Origin of the sequence: Paraburkholderia fynbosensis (genome assembly GCF_902859935.1) — a bacterium.
Classification (GTDB): domain Bacteria; phylum Pseudomonadota; class Gammaproteobacteria; order Burkholderiales; family Burkholderiaceae; genus Paraburkholderia; species Paraburkholderia fynbosensis.
In genome coordinates, this window is sequence record NZ_CADIKI010000024.1 from 70,650 (window position 1) to 87,092 (window position 16,443).

Annotated in this window: 14 protein-coding genes and 2 pseudogenes; 2 read left to right on the forward strand and 14 right to left on the reverse strand. The window is 62.2% G+C overall.

Features of this window, described 5'->3' with window-relative positions:
• Positions 1–66 precede the first annotated feature (66 nt).
• Positions 67–222, forward strand: coding sequence for a hypothetical protein (locus HV770_RS31120; RefSeq protein ID WP_175165361.1), 156 nt, complete (start codon positions 67–69; stop codon positions 220–222).
• Between the two features lie 752 nt (positions 223–974).
• Here HV770_RS31120 and HV770_RS31125 read toward each other — a convergent pair.
• Positions 975–1,973, reverse strand: a pseudogene (locus tag HV770_RS31125) (IS110 family RNA-guided transposase).
• An 18-nt stretch (positions 1,974–1,991) separates the two neighbouring features.
• Between HV770_RS31125 and HV770_RS31130 the strand changes: the two are divergent.
• A pseudogene (locus HV770_RS31130) lies at positions 1,992–2,360 on the forward strand (ISNCY family transposase); the annotation flags it as partial.
• A gap of 176 nt (positions 2,361–2,536) precedes the next feature.
• Here the strand turns inward: HV770_RS31130 and HV770_RS31135 are convergent.
• From HV770_RS31135 to urtB, 13 genes are all read right to left on the reverse strand, one after another.
• On the reverse strand, positions 2,537–3,373 hold the full coding sequence (locus tag HV770_RS31135; RefSeq protein WP_018418399.1) for a nitrilase family protein: 837 nt from the start codon (positions 3,371–3,373) through the stop codon (positions 2,537–2,539).
• Positions 3,370–4,767, reverse strand: coding sequence for an amidase (locus tag HV770_RS31140; RefSeq protein ID WP_175165362.1), 1,398 nt, complete (start codon positions 4,765–4,767; stop codon positions 3,370–3,372). Before HV770_RS31140 ends, HV770_RS31135 begins: the two co-directional genes overlap by 4 nt.
• Positions 4,764–5,687, reverse strand: a complete 924-nt coding sequence (locus HV770_RS31145; protein ID WP_175165363.1) for a DUF1028 domain-containing protein — start codon at positions 5,685–5,687, stop codon at positions 4,764–4,766. The genes HV770_RS31140 and HV770_RS31145 overlap by 4 nt, the downstream gene beginning before the upstream one ends.
• Before the next feature lie 20 nt (positions 5,688–5,707).
• Positions 5,708–6,418 carry an ABC transporter ATP-binding protein gene (locus HV770_RS31150; RefSeq protein WP_018418402.1) on the reverse strand — a complete coding sequence of 237 codons (711 nt, stop codon included), beginning with the start codon at positions 6,416–6,418 and terminating at the stop codon, positions 5,708–5,710.
• The gene (locus HV770_RS31155) at positions 6,415–8,244 is read right to left on the reverse strand and encodes a branched-chain amino acid ABC transporter ATP-binding protein/permease (RefSeq protein WP_246291363.1); all 1,830 of its coding nucleotides are present in this window, start codon (positions 8,242–8,244) and stop codon (positions 6,415–6,417) included. The genes HV770_RS31150 and HV770_RS31155 overlap by 4 nt, the downstream gene beginning before the upstream one ends.
• Positions 8,237–9,070: a branched-chain amino acid ABC transporter permease gene (locus HV770_RS31160; RefSeq protein ID WP_026225452.1), complete on the reverse strand. Its 834-nt coding sequence runs from the start codon at positions 9,068–9,070 to the stop codon at positions 8,237–8,239. Before HV770_RS31160 ends, HV770_RS31155 begins: the two co-directional genes overlap by 8 nt.
• 25 nt (positions 9,071–9,095) lie before the next feature.
• The gene (locus HV770_RS31165) at positions 9,096–10,208 is read right to left on the reverse strand and encodes a substrate-binding protein (protein WP_018418405.1); all 1,113 of its coding nucleotides are present in this window, start codon (positions 10,206–10,208) and stop codon (positions 9,096–9,098) included.
• Between the two features lie 135 nt (positions 10,209–10,343).
• The gene (locus tag HV770_RS31170) at positions 10,344–11,114 is read right to left on the reverse strand and encodes an SDR family NAD(P)-dependent oxidoreductase (protein ID WP_175165364.1); all 771 of its coding nucleotides are present in this window, start codon (positions 11,112–11,114) and stop codon (positions 10,344–10,346) included.
• Between the two features lie 12 nt (positions 11,115–11,126).
• Positions 11,127–12,122, reverse strand: coding sequence for an acetamidase/formamidase family protein (locus HV770_RS31175; RefSeq protein WP_018418407.1), 996 nt, complete (start codon positions 12,120–12,122; stop codon positions 11,127–11,129).
• 61 nt (positions 12,123–12,183) lie between these two features.
• Positions 12,184–12,888: an urea ABC transporter ATP-binding subunit UrtE gene (gene urtE, locus HV770_RS31180; protein ID WP_018418408.1), complete on the reverse strand. Its 705-nt coding sequence runs from the start codon at positions 12,886–12,888 to the stop codon at positions 12,184–12,186.
• A gap of 2 nt (positions 12,889–12,890) precedes the next feature.
• Positions 12,891–13,646 (reverse strand): urea ABC transporter ATP-binding protein UrtD, encoded by a 756-nt coding sequence (urtD, locus tag HV770_RS31185; RefSeq protein WP_018418409.1) that lies wholly within the window; start codon positions 13,644–13,646, stop codon positions 12,891–12,893.
• A complete protein-coding gene (urtC, locus tag HV770_RS31190; RefSeq protein ID WP_175165365.1) occupies positions 13,643–14,779 on the reverse strand; it encodes an urea ABC transporter permease subunit UrtC in 1,137 nt (378 codons plus the stop codon). The genes urtD and urtC overlap by 4 nt, the downstream gene beginning before the upstream one ends.
• The gene (gene urtB, locus HV770_RS31195; protein WP_246291367.1) at positions 14,776–16,398 is read right to left on the reverse strand and encodes an urea ABC transporter permease subunit UrtB; all 1,623 of its coding nucleotides are present in this window, start codon (positions 16,396–16,398) and stop codon (positions 14,776–14,778) included. Before urtB ends, urtC begins: the two co-directional genes overlap by 4 nt.
• Between the last annotated feature and the right edge of the window lie 45 nt (positions 16,399–16,443).

Sequence of the window (16,443 nt, forward strand, 5' to 3'; positions counted from 1 at the left end):
GAAGGTGAATCGCCACGCCCGTCAGCTACGCCCAGTTTCTGTCTACATCATCAAAATGAGGTCCCTGTGAGATACCTTCCCCGCATCGCCGCGTCTGGAGCACTCCTGGTCGTCGCTCTCGGTATCGTCACCTTCGCCCAGATCAAGTTCGCGCCGCAATCCGCAGACAACAACCCGGTTGCACGGATCGTCCTGAACGTCGAGTCGCAACTGAACGGCTGAGCGACTCCACCGCTGTATGTAGCCCGCGCCCCACAGGCAAAGGCAGGCAAAGAAAACCCGCCAGGCTCCGAAGAGAACTGCCTGGTTTGAGCTACTGATTTCGGATTCACACGCCAGGCGATGGTAACGGAGTTGACGCCTGCTCAGTCTCCTCCAGCGATCAGTCAACCTCCATGTCCACGGCATCGAATACCTCGGCAGGCCATCAATCGTCAATTCGAGACGCTTCATTGTGGCCTCGTGAGACAGGCAATCGTCCCCTTCGACGTTTCGATCATCAGAACTCAAAGGAGCGTGTCGCCACACTGATCCAGCGCAAGCCAGCCCTCCCCGCCTTGCGCAAATTGTCACCGCGCAGCCTGAAGGCATGGCCGAATCCAGAATTTGTGCAGCAGCCTCCTGCACAAATTGAAACCTCTTCGGCTTGGTAAACATAGGATTGCGAATTAATCGCCGATCATTTCTTTTATGTCTACATGAACGCCCCCGTTTGCGCCAGATGTTCGAGGTCTTGACGAATAGAATGGGCTGCAGCTCTACATCCGGCCTCTTTGCAGCTTCCGCTTCGCTGCCGGCCCCTATGAGATCCGCTGACTCACGCCTCATTCAAATCGCGAGCTTGTGAAGCTCAGACATAAAAGCAGGTTTGGTGAATCCCGGGTCCCGCCCGATTTGTCATTACACTCGACTGCCGCCGCAACTTTTGACGTTCCATCCGTTGAAACAAGAAACTTTCCTGCAGACCGATGAAATCAGGCTAACCTCGTACTGACGTAATCCTTCCGATAGGGCTGTTGATGCGCCAGCACCGCCCAGATTATTCACGCAAGCTTGTTGGCCATTGCGACGATGACGACATTCAACGGGCGCCGCTGTTTCAGCTGTTCGACCCAGAGACCTGGCTCTTTCGCGCGATAGATGATGCTCCGCGCGCCGTGAACCAGCAGAGTTCGGAGATACGTGTCACCTCGCTTACTAATTCCCTGTAACTTGATGGTACCGCCGGAACCCGTCTGTCCCGGCACAAGTCCTAGCCAGGCCGCAAACTCACGCCCAGACTTGAAGGCTTTGGCATGTCCCATCGTTGCCACGGCAGCTGTTGCGGTAATCAGTACCACGCCGGGGATCGCCGCGATTGCCTTGGCCGCCTGATCATTTTTCATCCACTCCTGCATCCGTCGCTCGATCTGGCGGATCTGGCGGTCCACCTCATCCAGCCCTTTCCATTGCTCTCGCAGCGTATCGATCAGTATGGCAGGCAAGCGTCCTGACAATCTTTCCAGAACTCCGACCGTTGCCTTGTCCAGCGCCGCCCTCCCTACTCCCATTACCTCGCCGTATTCGCTGAGCAATCCGCGAAGACTATTGGTTTGCATCGTGCGAAACTTCACCAGTTGTTGACGCATACGATGCAGTGCAAGGATGGCCTGCTGCGCTTCGCTTTTTACAGCAACTTCCTTGCAATCCATCTGGGTGGCCATCTAGATTGCCCGCGCGTCGGCCGCATCATTCTTATTGCGGATGTTGAACGCCTTGACGAACTTCGCCGGCATCAGCTTTACCCGATGCGCCCAATGCTGTGATCCGCTGCACGACTCCATGCCGACAAGGCAGGGTTTGCGATTGGCAAAGTATTCGAGAAATGCCGCTCGCTTAACGGGCCGGTTCACGATTTCGCCGCTCTCGGGATCCACCCAGTGAACCTGCATTACATTCTTTGCGATGTCCACACCCGCGATCGTATATGCCATGACGGATCCCCTCGGTTCGGCCGCTACATCGACGTGTGGGAGTATCCGGACGGGCGCCTTGAGATCCGCGCGGACGGCGTCGTGCTGCCCTGTGTGCCGTACGATAAGCTCGCGGAGATTGATCAGGGTGCCGTGATCGAGCACAAGCGCCTCGGTCATGCGCTGCAGGTCGCGCAAGCCGTGCAGGCGCAGCGCGACAACCGCCGGATCTCGGGCTCGCCATCACGTACGATTCGTGGTGCGGCGGTACGCAAGCCCAAACCCTCACCCGGCACGAAGAAGCAACGCGCATTCACCCGAGCCGACCTGAACCAGGCAATCGTGCAGATCGCACAGCAGTCGAAGACGCCTTCAACACCTAGCCAACGGTCTGCACGCACTCGCTGAACGGACTGACACGCCCTGCCCGTTCAAGGCTGTCCTTCGACACTACGTGGATTCAAACCGTTAAAGACAGACTCAAACCCGACATCAAGACTACGACATCTGTATTTAGCCAGCCCTGCGACATTTCAATCTGGCCTCGACAAACACTAGCAACAAGTTGAAAGTCGAGTAAAGGCTCAATACATATCCGGGCGCCGGTCCCGCAATACGTGATTGAACGCGTTCAATTGCCGGTGCCGGCGCGCGTCAGTCAGATTCACCGTCGCCAGCAGAATCTCTTCGTCGGTTGCACTGGCCGGACCGGCCACCGGCCATCCTTGCGAGTCGACAATCAGGCTGCGTCCAAGAAACGGCTGGTTGCGTTCGACGCCGACCCGGTCCGCCGCCGCCACGAACAGTCCGTTCGAATGCGCGCCGCCCATCGCCAGCAGATTCGCCATCGCGGGCAGTTCGGCCGGCTGCGCAGGCATAGGCACCCAGTTGGTCGGCACGCACAGGATGTCGGCACCCCGGGCAGCCGCCATCCGGAAAACTTCAGGAAACCAGATGTCGTAGCAGATCGCGCAAGCCACCCGGCCAAATGGCGTATGAAACACCGGCATGCCGACGTTGCCCGGTTCGAAAAAGAGCTGCTCGTCACCCCACAAATGCATCTTTCGATAACCGCCCAGCACACCTCCCGGACCGATCACGGCCGCCGAGTTGTAAAGCGCATCGCCGTTGCGTTCGGCGTACCCGACCACCAGCGTGACGCGCAGACGCGCTGCGAGCGCACTCCACTGCCCAATCGTCTCGCCATCCACCAAGGCTTCGGACAGCGCGAACGCTTCTTCACGCGACTCGAATACATAACCCGAATTGCATAACTCCGGCAGCACGATCAGATTCGCGCCGCGCGCATACGCCTGCTTGATCAGCTCGATCGAGTGCGCCACGTTGCGCGCCTTGGCGCCCACTTCCGGGCACATCTGCACGCACGCGACGGTCACCTTGCTCTCGTTGCCTGGCATCATGGCTGCACACTCCTCGCAATTGGCGAGCGCATCGCGTTCCAGTGGTTCACGCTCTCATAGGACGCGGCTACGCGCAGAATCGTAGTTTCGTCGAACGGTTTGCCGGCGATCTGCAGACCGATTGGCAAGCCGCCCGAATCGAAGCCGCATGGCACGGACAGGGCCGGCAAGCCAGTCAGGTTGAATGGGTAGGTGAGACGCCATGACGCCGCGAGCGGGCTCTCTTCCATGCCCCCAGTCACCACCGTTGCCTGTCCGCGCTGCCATGCGGTAACTGGGGACGCAGGCGTCACCACGACATCGACGCGCTCGAATACCGCGTTGAAATCAGCGATCAGACACGCGCGCAACTGCTCTGCCTTCAGGTAGTCCGACGCCGACACCATGCGGCCGATCTCGACGAGCGTGCGGACGTCGTCAGCCATCGCGGCGGTCGCACCGCGTTGCAGGCCGCGATCGTGATATGCGCTCGACGACGCGAGTTCGATTGCGAAGATCGCGCCCAGGCCGTATTTCAGGTTGGGTACTTCGAAGTCGATCACCTGCGCGCCGAGCGCGGCGAGCGTCGCAATGGCGCGCTCGACTTGCGCCTCGACTTGCGCCTCGTTGGCGCCAAAGAAGTGATTGCGGCACACGCCGATGCGCATGCTCGCGATGCCGCCGTCCAGCGACGCGATGTAATCCGGCACCGGTACGTCGGCGCTGCCGGGGTCCCGCGTATCGTGGCCGGCGAGCACGTTGAGCAGCAGCGCCGCGTCGCGCACCGACAGTGTCAACGGGCCCGCATGATCGAGCGACCAGCTATGCGGCACGATCCCCGCCCGGCTGACGCGACCGAACGTCGGCTTCAAGCCCACTACGCCACACAGACTCGCCGGAATGCGAATCGAGCCGCCCGTGTCCGATCCGAGCGCGCCGTAGGCCATGCGCGCGGCCAGCGCCGCGCCCGAGCCGCCGCTCGATCCGCCGGGAATGCGCGAGAGATCCCAGGGATTGCGAGTGGGCGGCGTCTCCGTGCCCCAAGCAAACTCGTGCGTGCGGGTCTTGCCGATCACGATCGCGCCGGCCGCCCGCAGGCGCGCCACCGCAGCTGCGTCTTCGTTTGCGAACGTATAACCCGGCGCGCGGCTGCCTGCCGTGGTCGGCATACCGGCCGTCAGATAGTTGTCCTTGATCGCAATCGGCACGCCATGCAGCGGCCCGCGCCGCATGCCGCGCTTCAGTTCCTCCGTGCATTGCCCGGCTTCGGCGCGCGCGGCCGGATTAAGACATTCATACGCCAGCACTTGCGGGTCGAGCGCGGCGATGCGCGTGAGCAGCGCGTCCATGAGATCGGTGGGCGTTACCTCGCCCGATGCAATGTCCGCGGCGATGGCGGTGAGATCGTCGTTCATGCTCCACCCTTGGTGGAAGGTCCGGTATAAGCACGCGCCAGATCGAACACGACCACCGGGTGCACGTCTGACAGATCGAGTTCGCGTAACTTGCTGATCTCCGCGAGGATCGATACGTAGGCGGCCAGGTTGTGCGCCACGCGCTCGGCGTCGAACTCGACGCCGAGCCACCTGCCTAGCACCCGCATATCGGCGTTCAACGGGTCGGTTGCGCCCGGCCTCGATTGCGGCGGCGTCAACAGCAACTCAGTCACGGCGGCCGGCGGCGCACGGCCGGGATAGCTGCGGGTGGGCATCCCTTCGACGAACGGGACGAACTGCCGCTGTGCCACTTCGAACACACGCCGCAATTCGGCAACCGGTTCATGGTGTTCGTCGACCCGCAAATCGAGGTGGGCATATGCCTCGTTGCGCACCACCTTCAGCGCCGCCGATTGGCGGCCGCGCTTGTCGCCGCCGGCGGCTTGTCCCGCTTCGAGCGCGCGCATCAGGCGCTCCTCCAGCGCGAGTTCAGCGCTCGCCTCATACGCGGCGAGCATCGCATCGAGCGTCCCGGCGCCGGTCAGCATGTTGCCCTGAATCGTGCAGGACGTGCCGCAGCGCTGCCCCGCCCAACCCGTACATTGCGGGCCGGTCCAGCACGCGCTTTGACCGTTGCGATCGACAATGCCGAGCTGCCGCAGATCCGCGGCGGCATCGTCATGCAGTACCCTCGCGAGCGCCTGTTCGGCGCTCAGGCCCTGATCGAGCAGGTCGAGCGCATCGAGCGCGAGATACGGATTGACCCACGATTGCGTCGACACCGCCCCCACGCCGGTGCGCAGATACACGCACATCGCGCCGACGGCCGGCACCGCCGTGCTGACCGCCACGCCCAACGCACCGGTCCGCGCACAGCGCGCGACGATGGAAAACGTCATGGCAAACTTTCTCCCTAGCGTTACAGCGACAGGAAACGCGAAACCGTAGCTTGCGCCGACGTATCCGCCGTATCACCGGCCGCCGGAATTTCACCGAGTTCGAGCACCGCGTAGCGATTCGCGACAGCAAAAGCGAACTGCACGTGCTGCTCGACCAGCAGCATCGTCGTGCCGGCACTGTCACGCTCGCGGCTGAGAACGCCGACCAGCCGTTCGATCACCGACGGCTGCATGCCCTCGGTGATTTCGTCGACGAGGATCAGCTTTGGCTGGCGAATCAACGCCCGCGCGACCAACAGCATCTTCTGCTCGCCGCCGGACAGCGTACCGGCTTTCTGTCTGAGGCGGTCCTTGAGAAACGGGAAAAGGTCCTCGATACGCTCGAAAAGCGGTTTGAAATCGCGATCGCGCATGAGGGCGAGCTTCAGGTTCTCTTCGACGGACAGGTCCTGAAACAAGGCCTTTTCCTGTGGGATGTAAGCGACGTCGCGTCGCGCGATGCGGTTCGGCGGCACGCCCGTGGTCCGTGCGCCGAACAGCGCGATGTCGCCGCTCTTCGGGCGGATGAAACCCATCAGCGTTTTCAGCAAGGTCGACTTACCCATGCCGTTCTTGCCGAGAATCGCCACCACTTCACCGCGCGCGAGCGTGAGGTTCAGGCCCTTGAGCACCATCGCCTCGCCGTAGCCGCTATGCAGTGCGTCGACCTGAACAATCGATGTTGCATTCATGCGTCCGCCTCCGGCTGGCTGGCGGCTGGATGCGCACCGCCCGCATATACCGCGGCCACGATTTCCGAGTGCACGACTTCTTCTACACCGCCGTCCATCGCAATGTGCCCCTGGTGCAGAACGACGATGCGTGAGCTGATCTGCTGCACGAAATCGAGGTCATGCTCGACCAGCAACAGACACATCCGATAGCGCGAGGACAGTTCGACGAAAATCTCGCCGATCTGCGTACGCTCCTGTTTCGTCAGGCCCGCCGTGGGTTCGTCCAGCAGCACCGTGCGCGGTTCGAGCGCAAGCACCATCGCCAGTTCAAGTGCCTGCTTCTGGCCGTGCGAAAGAAAGCGGCACTCGCGATCGAGAATCCGGTCGAGTCCTGTGAGCCGCAGCACGTCGAGGGTCGGCTGCGGCAGCGTGAGAACCGGGTCGCGCTGCCATTTCGACGGCGGCGCCACCCGATAGCGCGCAACGCGCAACGCCTCGCCGACGCTGAGCGATTCGAATACCGTCGCGGTCTGGAATTTCCGGCCGACGCCAAGCGCCACGCAGTCGTATGGCGCAAGCGAGCGGATGTCCGCGCCGCCGATCTCGACTGTGCCGCCCGAGCGTTCCGCCCCGTCCGCAATGCAGCGCATCAGCGTGCTCTTGCCCGCGCCGTTCGGGCCGATCAGACTGAGCAGTTCTCCGGCGTGCGCGTCGAAGCTGATGTCGTCGAGCACCTTGAGGCTGCCGAAATGCTTTCGCACGTGCTTGATCGAAAGCGCCGCTCGCGCGTCGTCCACCATGTCGCCGCCGCGCGGTGGCACGGCGACGAGCGTCACCGGCGCGGGTGCCGCACGGCGGCGGCGCGGCAATGCCTGGCGCGCCGCGCCGGACACGAGCGGTGCAAGCCCGCGCGGCATCGCCACAATTACGACGACGAACGCCACGCCCACCAGCAGCGTCCAGACATAAGGCAGATTGCCGCTGAGATAGGCGCTGCCGACGTCGATCAGCATCGCGCCGACAATGGGCCCGATAAGCGATCCCCGGCCGCCGAGCGCGACCCAAATGACCAGTTCGGTGCCGAACACAAAACCGGCGTATTCCGGCGCCACCACCATCTGCACGCAGGCAAACAGAAAACCAGCGAACGCGGCGATGACCGCGCATACGTCCATCAGCCGCGACTTGTAGCGCGACACGTCGATGCCGAGATACTCGCAACGTGCCTCGTTTTCACGGATGGCCACCAGCAGTTGGCCCGCGTCGCTGCGCACGAACATCCACGCCACCACGGCCAGGACAATCAGCAATGCGCCCGCGATGACGAACCAGGCTTCGAGTGGAATATCGAAACTGTCGAAGCCGGACAGACCGCTGCTCGATCCGGTGAACTCACCGCCCGAATAGATGCACTGAACCAGCACGATCGGCAAGACAAGGGTGACGACCGAAGCGTAAAGCGGTGATGCCCCGTGATAAAACGCCAGCCAGCCAATCGCGCGCGACACGATCCAGGCGGCGGCGATGCCGGCAGCGAGCGCTGCCGCGGCAAGCGGGACCGAAAAACCGGCATGGGTAAAAACCAGACCAGCCGCGTAAGCGCCGATGCCAAAAAATGCCGACTGTCCGAATGTGAGGATGCCGGTATAGCCCCACAGCAGATCGACGGTCAACGCGACCGCCGCATACAGGAAAGCGCGAATCAGGTTGTTGACGAGGAAGGTCGGCAGCGTGACGCTGCACACGGCGAGAACGACGAGCGCAGCAACACCGATCGCGGCCGGTCTCTTCCACGGCGAAGCGATCGCGGCGCGAAACGACAAGGTGGAAGCGGGATCAGCCACGTGCGAAGCCCTCCGGTCGAACGCGCAGTAACAAGGCCGCCAGTACCGCGATTGTCAGACCGCCGAGCACGGGATTGACGAAGGTGCTAACCAGCACCTGCGCGCCGCCGAGCACCACGCTGGCCACCGCAAGACTGACCAGCGACGAACCGGACACCAGCACCAGCATGAACGCGCCGACGATCCAGGGAACGCCCATGTTCGGATCGACGCTCGCAAGCGGCGTAATCAGACAGCCCGCAGCCGACGCGAGCGCCGCGCCGGTGCAGAAGGTCATGAAACGCACTCGCGAACTGCTGATGCCGAGCCCGCGTGCGAGCGCTTCGTTCATGATCACCGCCCGCGTCTGCAAGCCGAGCCGCGTGCCGTTGAGCAGCCAGCCGAGCGCGAGCGCAACCAGCATGGCCACCCCGACCAGAATCAGCCGGTAGGCGGAGTACTGAATACCGGCGAACGAGATCGCACCGTTCACCGGACTGGCGACCATCTGCACGCCGCGGCCGAACGCCAGCGTGATCAGTTGCCCGACGATGATGCCCAGACCCCAGGTCGCCAGAATCGCGTCGAGCGGGCGCGCGTACAAGGGACGAACGATGAACCGCTCGACCGCCATCCCCGCCACGAAGCCGACCGCGAGCGCGCACGGCACACTCCACCACCAGTTCAGACCGGCGTGCCCGACGAGCACGCTCGCATAGCCGCCCGCCGTCAGAAACGCTCCATGCGAGAAGTTGATGATCTTCATCACACCGAAGACCATCAGCAACCCCGCCGAAACGATGAACAGGATGGCCGCCGTAGTGACGACATCAAGCCCGAGGTTCAGCATGACCAGCACTCCATAGTGCGTTTTACTTCAAGGCAGGACACTGCGCGCCCGGATCGACGTTGCGGAACGATTCGATCACCTTCACCGAGCCGTCCGCCTGCACCTGGCCCAGATACATCGTGAGCGGCGTATGACGTTGTTTGTCCATCTGGATATGGCCACGCGGGCCGTCGAACGAAACCTGAGCGAGCGCCGGAATCACCTTCGCCGTGTCGACCGAACCGGCTTTCTCCACGGCGGCCTTGTACAGGTAGATCGCCTCGTACTCCGGCACCGATAGATCGTTCGGCGTCTTCAGATCCGCACCGAAGCGTTTTTGCATCGCGGCGAGAAACGCGTGGTTCGCCGGGGTATCGATGTTGGTCACATACGAACCGGAGATGTAGATGCCCTGTGCATCCGCGCCCATGCTCTTAGCGGTGCCCTCGTCGACGGCGAGGTTGCCGTAGGGAACCCTCACGCCCGCCGCGCGCAGTTGCTTGGTCAGAGTGACGTTCGGCGCGCCGCCGGCTGTCGACGTGATGATCGCGTCAGGCTTGGCCGCCTGCAGCTTGCTGATGATGGAAGTCCAGTCAGAACCGTCCATCGGCAGATACTCATTGCCGACCACCTTGCCGCCGTGCTTCTCGATGTAGGTCTTCGTGAAGTCGAGCATGCCGCGGCCGAACGCGTAGTCGCTGCCAATCAGGAAGAACGTTTTCGCCTTTTGCTGCTTCATGAAGTAATCGACGATCGGCGCAACCTGCTGGTCAGGCACCCACGCATCGACGTACATATAACGGTTGCAGGAGCGCCCTTCATAAAACGACGTGTAAATGAACGGGACTTTGCCGCGCGTGACGATCGGCAAGCCTGCGTTGCGCGCGGCACTCGTTTCCATCGAGATGAGCGCGTTGACCTTCTTTTCGAAGATCAGCGAATCGAACGCCTTTTGCGCACCCGCTGCGCCGCTACCGTCATCGGCCACTTCGAGGGCGACCTGACGCCCCAGAATGCCGCCTTTCGCATTGATCTCGTCAACAGCCAGTTGCGCCGCCTGAACCACCGACGGGGCAACCACGCTATTCGCGCCGCTCAGACCCACGGGCACGCCGATCCTGATCGGATCGGCAGCGATGGCGGCATGGCTTGCCATCGCGAGAGAAACCAGCAGAACGGATGCCAGGCAGCGTGAGCGGCCGGCAGTCAGAAGGGAAGAGATTCTTTTCATTATCGGCAAGGCTCCTTGGTGTTTTATCGAATCGACTTACGTGACGCAGCGTCTCGGCAGTTAGAGCTGCACCCCGCGCGTGAGCGCGCCATCCACTACGAGATTCGCCCCGCTCACGAAGCTCGCTGCGGGACTCGCGACGAACGCGACCGCATTCGCGATCTCCTGTGGGCGGGCCATGCGTCCGCTCGGATTCAACGCGAGTGCTTCCGCGAACAGCTTCGGATCGTTGTGTTCGATGTGATCCCACACACCGCCTTCGAAATAGACGTTGCCAGGCGACACGGCGTTTGCCCGGATGCCCTTCGGCGCGAGCTGGTAAGCGAGGCCCTGCATGTAGTGGATGAGCGCCGCCTTGAAGGTCCCGTAAGGGCCGGCGGCAAAGTCGATCTCACGACCGGACACGCTCGATATCGCGATGATCGAGGCGGACTTGCTGGTTTCGAGAAACGGCAGCGCGGCGTCGACCAGGTTGACCGTACCCATCAAGTCGGTTTCGAACTCCTTGCGCCACGATTCAGGATCGTTGCCGATCGACAGCGCGCTCACATTGGCGACCACGATGTCGATGCCGCCCAGTTGCGCGGCAGCGTCGCGTGTCCAGGCTTGTAACGCTGGACCATTCGAAACGTCGACGGGCGCGCCCCATACCTTGACCGCGCCACCCGTGGCCTGCACGATGTCGGCCACCGTTTGCTCGACGGTGACACGATCACGCGCGCACAGTGCGACGTCCGCGCCTTCGGCTGCCAGCGTGTGCGCGATGGCGCGGCCGATACCCTTGGTGCCGCCGGTTACAAGTGCCTTCAAACCCTTGAGTTTCAAATCCATGATGGCGTCTCCTCAGGCAGCCGGTGCGAGATATTTCTTGCTGATCGCCGCGCCGACCGAATACTTGGGATCGACGAAATTGCCGAGCCGCACCTTGCCGCACTGGCTGAGCATCATGTAGGCATCCCAGCGGTCGAAGCCGTATTCTTTTTCCATCCACAGCACCAGTTCGTGGTATGCGATACGCGTTGCGTCCTCAAGCGGGCGCGCACTGCCGATCGCCATCAGCAGCTCATCGGTTTCGAGGCGCGGCCATTCGATATGCCAGCCCTTGATCAGATCGACGTGAATCGTGGTCGTGCTGGAGAATTCGACGGCGGTGCCGCACACTTCGCCGTCGCCCTGGCAGGCGTGCGCGTCGCCGATAAAGAGCCGCGCACCGGTGGAGCGCACCGGCAGATAGGTGATGCTGCCCGGCCCCATGTCGGGCACGTCCATATTGCCGCCGTGGTTGTCCGGCGTGAGCGAATTGATCGAGTCGATTTCTGGCGACAGGCTCAGCGTGCCAATATGCGGCTTGTACGGCAGCGTAACGCGCTTGCTCCAGTAGACGCCTTCTTCGTCCACATCGATCTTGCGGGTAATCTCGGGCAGCGGCTCATTAAGCGTTGCGGTGTATTCCGTACCGGTCAGCGCGCCGAAGCGCGGAATCAGGCAGCAGGTGCCGCGGGGATTGTCGCCGCGCGGCAGCATCGACTCGATATACACCGCAACCACGTCGCCCTTCTCCGCGCCTTCGATCATGATCGGGCCGCTTTGCGGATTCAGGAATGGCACCCGCAGCTTCTGGCTGGGCAGATCCTGTTCCGTGAGGATCTTGCCGTCAAAGGCATCGCGCGTCTGAACCACCACCCGGTCGCCCGGCGCAATGCTCATCACTGGCGCAGAGTACGGTCCGATGGTGTAGTGAAATGTGCCTTGACGGGATTCACTGAGTTCGTGCGTTTCGCGAACCTGGCCGCGTGCGACGCCGCGCGTATGCATGATCGATTGTTCTAGCCATTTCATCATGGGGTTCCTGCTCAAATGTGGGTTGTCGACGTGAACCGGCGCCTGACTGGGCGCCGCATCACACTGAAACTAGCGCTCTGACGTTATTGGCTTCCATCTGGTCTCCAGGCCCTGCCGACACGACCTGGCCTCGCACCAGCACGACATAGTCGTCGGCTACCGCCTGCGCGAAATCGAAAAATTGCTCCACCAGCAGGATCGACAGCGATCCTTTCAGCGAACGGATCACCGCCTCGATCTCCATCACGATCGACGGCTGGATGCCCTCGGTCGGCTCGTCGAGAATCAGCAGCTTCGGATTCGTCAGAAGCGCCCGGCCAATCGCAAGCTGTTGCTGCTGTCCGCCGGACAGATTTCCTGCGATGCGCCGGCGCATCGTCCTCAGCACAGGAAAGGTGTGAAAGACATCGTCGAAAGAAAATTGCTTGCCCTTGGCGGTCTGATTGCGTTCGCCCGCGTAGGCACCGATACGCAGGTTTTCTTCGACGCTGAGCTGCGGAAAAATCTCGCGTCCTTGCGGTACGTAGCCGAGACCCGCCAGCGCGCGCCGGTGCGACGGCGTGCGCGCGAGCGGCTGACCCGCCAGTTCGATTTCGCCGCCTTTGACCGGCAGCAACCCGACGAGACACTTCAGCAGGGTCGTCTTGCCCACGCCATTCCGGCCGAGTACGACGGTGCAGGCACCGTCGGCCACATTCAGCGACACATCGCGCAACGTGTGGCTGCTGCCGTAAAACTGGTTGAGTGCGGAAATCTTGAGCATGTCTACCGTCCCAGATAAACCTGAATCACGCGTGGATCATTGCGCACGCTCTCCATCGATCCCTCGCCCAGCAGCTTTCCTTCATGCAACACGCTGACGAGGTCCGCGATCTCGCCGACAAAATCCATGTCGTGTTCGATCACCACCACCGCCCGATCGGGCGACCTGAGCCGCGCGATCAGTTCGGCGGTGCGTGCGGTTTCGTGGTCGGTCATGCCGGCAACCGGTTCGTCGAGCAGGATCACCTGCGGATCGGCGACAAGCAGCATGCCGATTTCGAGCCACTGCTTCTGGCCGTGCGACAGCGTGCCGGCCAACCGGGGCCCTTCATGCTCGAGACCGATCGTCTCGAGCACTTCGTCGATGCGCCGGTTCTGCTGGGCGCCGAGGCGCGAGCGAACCATCGCCGCATAGCCGCGACCGTTGCGAATCGCCAGTTCGAGGTTTTCGCGAACCCGCAGCGCTTCAAACACGCTTGGCTTCTGGAACTTGCGGCCAATGCCCAGGCGCGCGATGGACGCTTCGTCGAGCGTCGCGAGATTCGTGACCTTGTTGAGAAAAACTTCACCGGATGCCGGCCGGGTCTTTCCCGTGATGACGTCCATCAAGGTCGTCTTGCCCGCACCGTTCGGGCCGATGATGGCACGAATCTCGCCGTATCGAAATTCCATCGACAGATTCGTGATGGCCGCGAATCCGGAGAACGTGACAGACAGGCCGCTGATGTAGACGGCGGTGGCCCGTTGTGGCAGGTTCATTGCCGGCCCCCCTTATTTTCGGGGCCGGCAGCCTTCAGCGCCCCCCACAGACCATTGCTGAGGTACACGACAATCACCAGCGTCACGCCGGCAAGAATGAACGGCCACAGCGCCGGCAGTTGCGCCGTCAGCCAGAACTTGAGTCCGTTGACCACGATAGCGCCGACGATCGCGCCGATGAGCGTGCCGCGCCCACCGATGGCCACCCACACGGCGATCTCGACGGACAGTTGCGGCGACACGATAGTCGGGTTGACGATGCCGACCTGCGGCACATACAGCATCCCGGCAAACGCCGCGAGCACCGCCGAGAGACACCACGCGAAGAGCTTCAGCGTATGCGTGCGGTAACCGAGAAAGCGCATCCTCGCTTCGTCGTCGCGCACCGCGATTAGCGCCCTGCCGAAACTGGAGCGGGCGAGAAAGCGCACGCCGACATAGGCCGCCACCAGCAGCAGGCATGAACACACAGCGAGGCCGATCTGCGTGGGGGTATCGGCAAGCTTATGGCCCGCGAGGCTCGTGAAACCGGTCATGCCGTTGTTACCGCCGAGGCCCACGTCGTTGATGAACAACAGCAGCATCAGCGCATAAGTGAGCGCCTGAGTGATGATCGACAGATACACGCCATTGATGCGCGAGCGAAACGTGACGAAGCCGAACGCGCCCCCGACCAGCACGGTGACGATGATCGTGACGATGATCGTCACATCGAGCCGCGAGAGGATCTTCCATACCGGAGGAAAGTCGCTCGCCCCCATGTATTGCAGGAAGTCCGGCAATACGTTCGTATCGGCATAGGCGCCGTTCAGCAGATAGATGGCCATCATATAGCCGCCTATTCCGAAGAAGATGCCGTGCCCGAGGCTCAGGATGCCCGCATAACCCCATACCAGATCGAGCGCCAGCGCGAGCAGCGCGAAGCACATGACCTGTCCGATCAGGTTGATGCCGAACAGCGACAGATGCAGCGCGTTTGACTCCGGAATCACAAAATAGGCAAAGGGCAGATAGAGCGCCAGCAGGACCAGCACCGGCACGATGCCGACCTCCACGGACTGGCCCATCCATTTCGTTGCGAACGCCGACAAGGTCAATCTCCTGCTGGTACGCGGATCGGGAAACGTATTCATACGCGGGTCTTCAATGCAAAGAGGCCTTGCGGGCGCTTCTGGATAATCAGCACGATGAGCAGAAGCACGGCCACCTTGGCGGCAACCGCTCCGTAAAATGGTTCGATGAACTGGTTGATTTCGCCGAGCGCGAGCGACGACACGACTGTCCCCGCGAGACTGCCCGCGCCGCCGAGCACCACCACCATGAACGAGTCGACGACGAAACCCGTACCCATTGACGGATTGACGCTCGCAATCTGCGTCAACACCACGCCGGCCAGCCCCGCGAGACCGGCGCCCAGCCCGAACGCAATACGGTCGACGCGCTCGGCGGGCACGCCCAGGCAGCGCGCCATGTCCCGCAGCTGCGTAGTGGCGCGCATCAGCAAACCAAGTTTCGTGAAGCGAACCACGGCGAAGGTCGCGCCGAAGATCAACACGGCGAGCACGATGGCAAACACGCGGTTGTAGGTCACGAAAAAGCCCGGCGCAACCTGCATGCCGCCGTTGAGAAAGCCGGGTGTGATGAACTCGACGTTCTGCGAGCCGAACAGCACCTGAATCAGCTTGATCAACGCGATACTGACCGCCCAGGTAGCGAGCAGCGTCTCGAGCGGCCGGCGATACAGAAAGCGGATGACGAAGAATTCGAGCAACATGCCGCACGCGGCGCAGATCACGAATGCCACGGGAATCGCAATGAAGATGTACGCATCGAACCAGCCGGGCAGATGCGCCTGCATGAAACGCTCGACCAGATACGTTGCGTAAGCGCCGATCATGATGAATTCACCATGCGCGAGATTGATCACGCCCATCAGGCCGAACACGATCGACAGGCCGAGCGCCGTCAGCAACAGCACGCCGGCATAGCTCAAGCCGCTAAACAGAATCGACAAGCCCTTGCCGAGCGACAGCCACGTGTCCATGTGGCGAATCGCGCCCTCCACCGCGGCAAGCACGTCCGGATCCGAGCGCACGGAATCGTCCGCTGCGAAGTTCGCCAGCGCGGTCCGCGCGGTTTCGCTCGGCACCTCGGCCACAGCCTTGATCGCCGCCAGGCGGTCGGCCTTCACATTGCTGTTCAGACCGCGTTTAGCCAACGCCAGCGTGAGAGTGGCCGCGATATCCGGATCATGCTGCGCCTTGACCGCGCGGGCAATGACAGCGGGATCGAGCAAGGTAAAGAACTTGTCGACTTGCCGCGCAGCCGTCGCGCGGGTGTCCTGCTGCGACGAGAACAGGTCCATTTCCGCCGATGCCACCGCGAGCTTGCGCATCATCACGATGCTCGGCACATAGGGCGAATCCGCTGACGCGTTAGCGCGCGGCTGGAGGGTCGCGGCGTCGAGTAAAGGGTGTCCCTGCAGCGTCACCTGACCGTCTGCACCGCACACCAGCGCACCGTTACGAATCGCATCAACGATCTGACGTGCCCACGCACGCTCGTGCGTATCATCCGACACGCCGGTCTCGACAAGTTGCTCCAGTGCAGCGGCCTTATCGCCGTTCGTCGCGCAGAACGACGCGAGCATCGCCGCGCGGCCCGGCGCGGCGCTCGCGGTAGCGGTCCAAACAAGCGCCAGACAAGCGATCGCGTAAAAGATCTGCCTGAAATTGATCATGGATGTTTCCATTCGATCCTGCTAGAGGACCGGCATGCTTGCGTATGCCGATCCCGC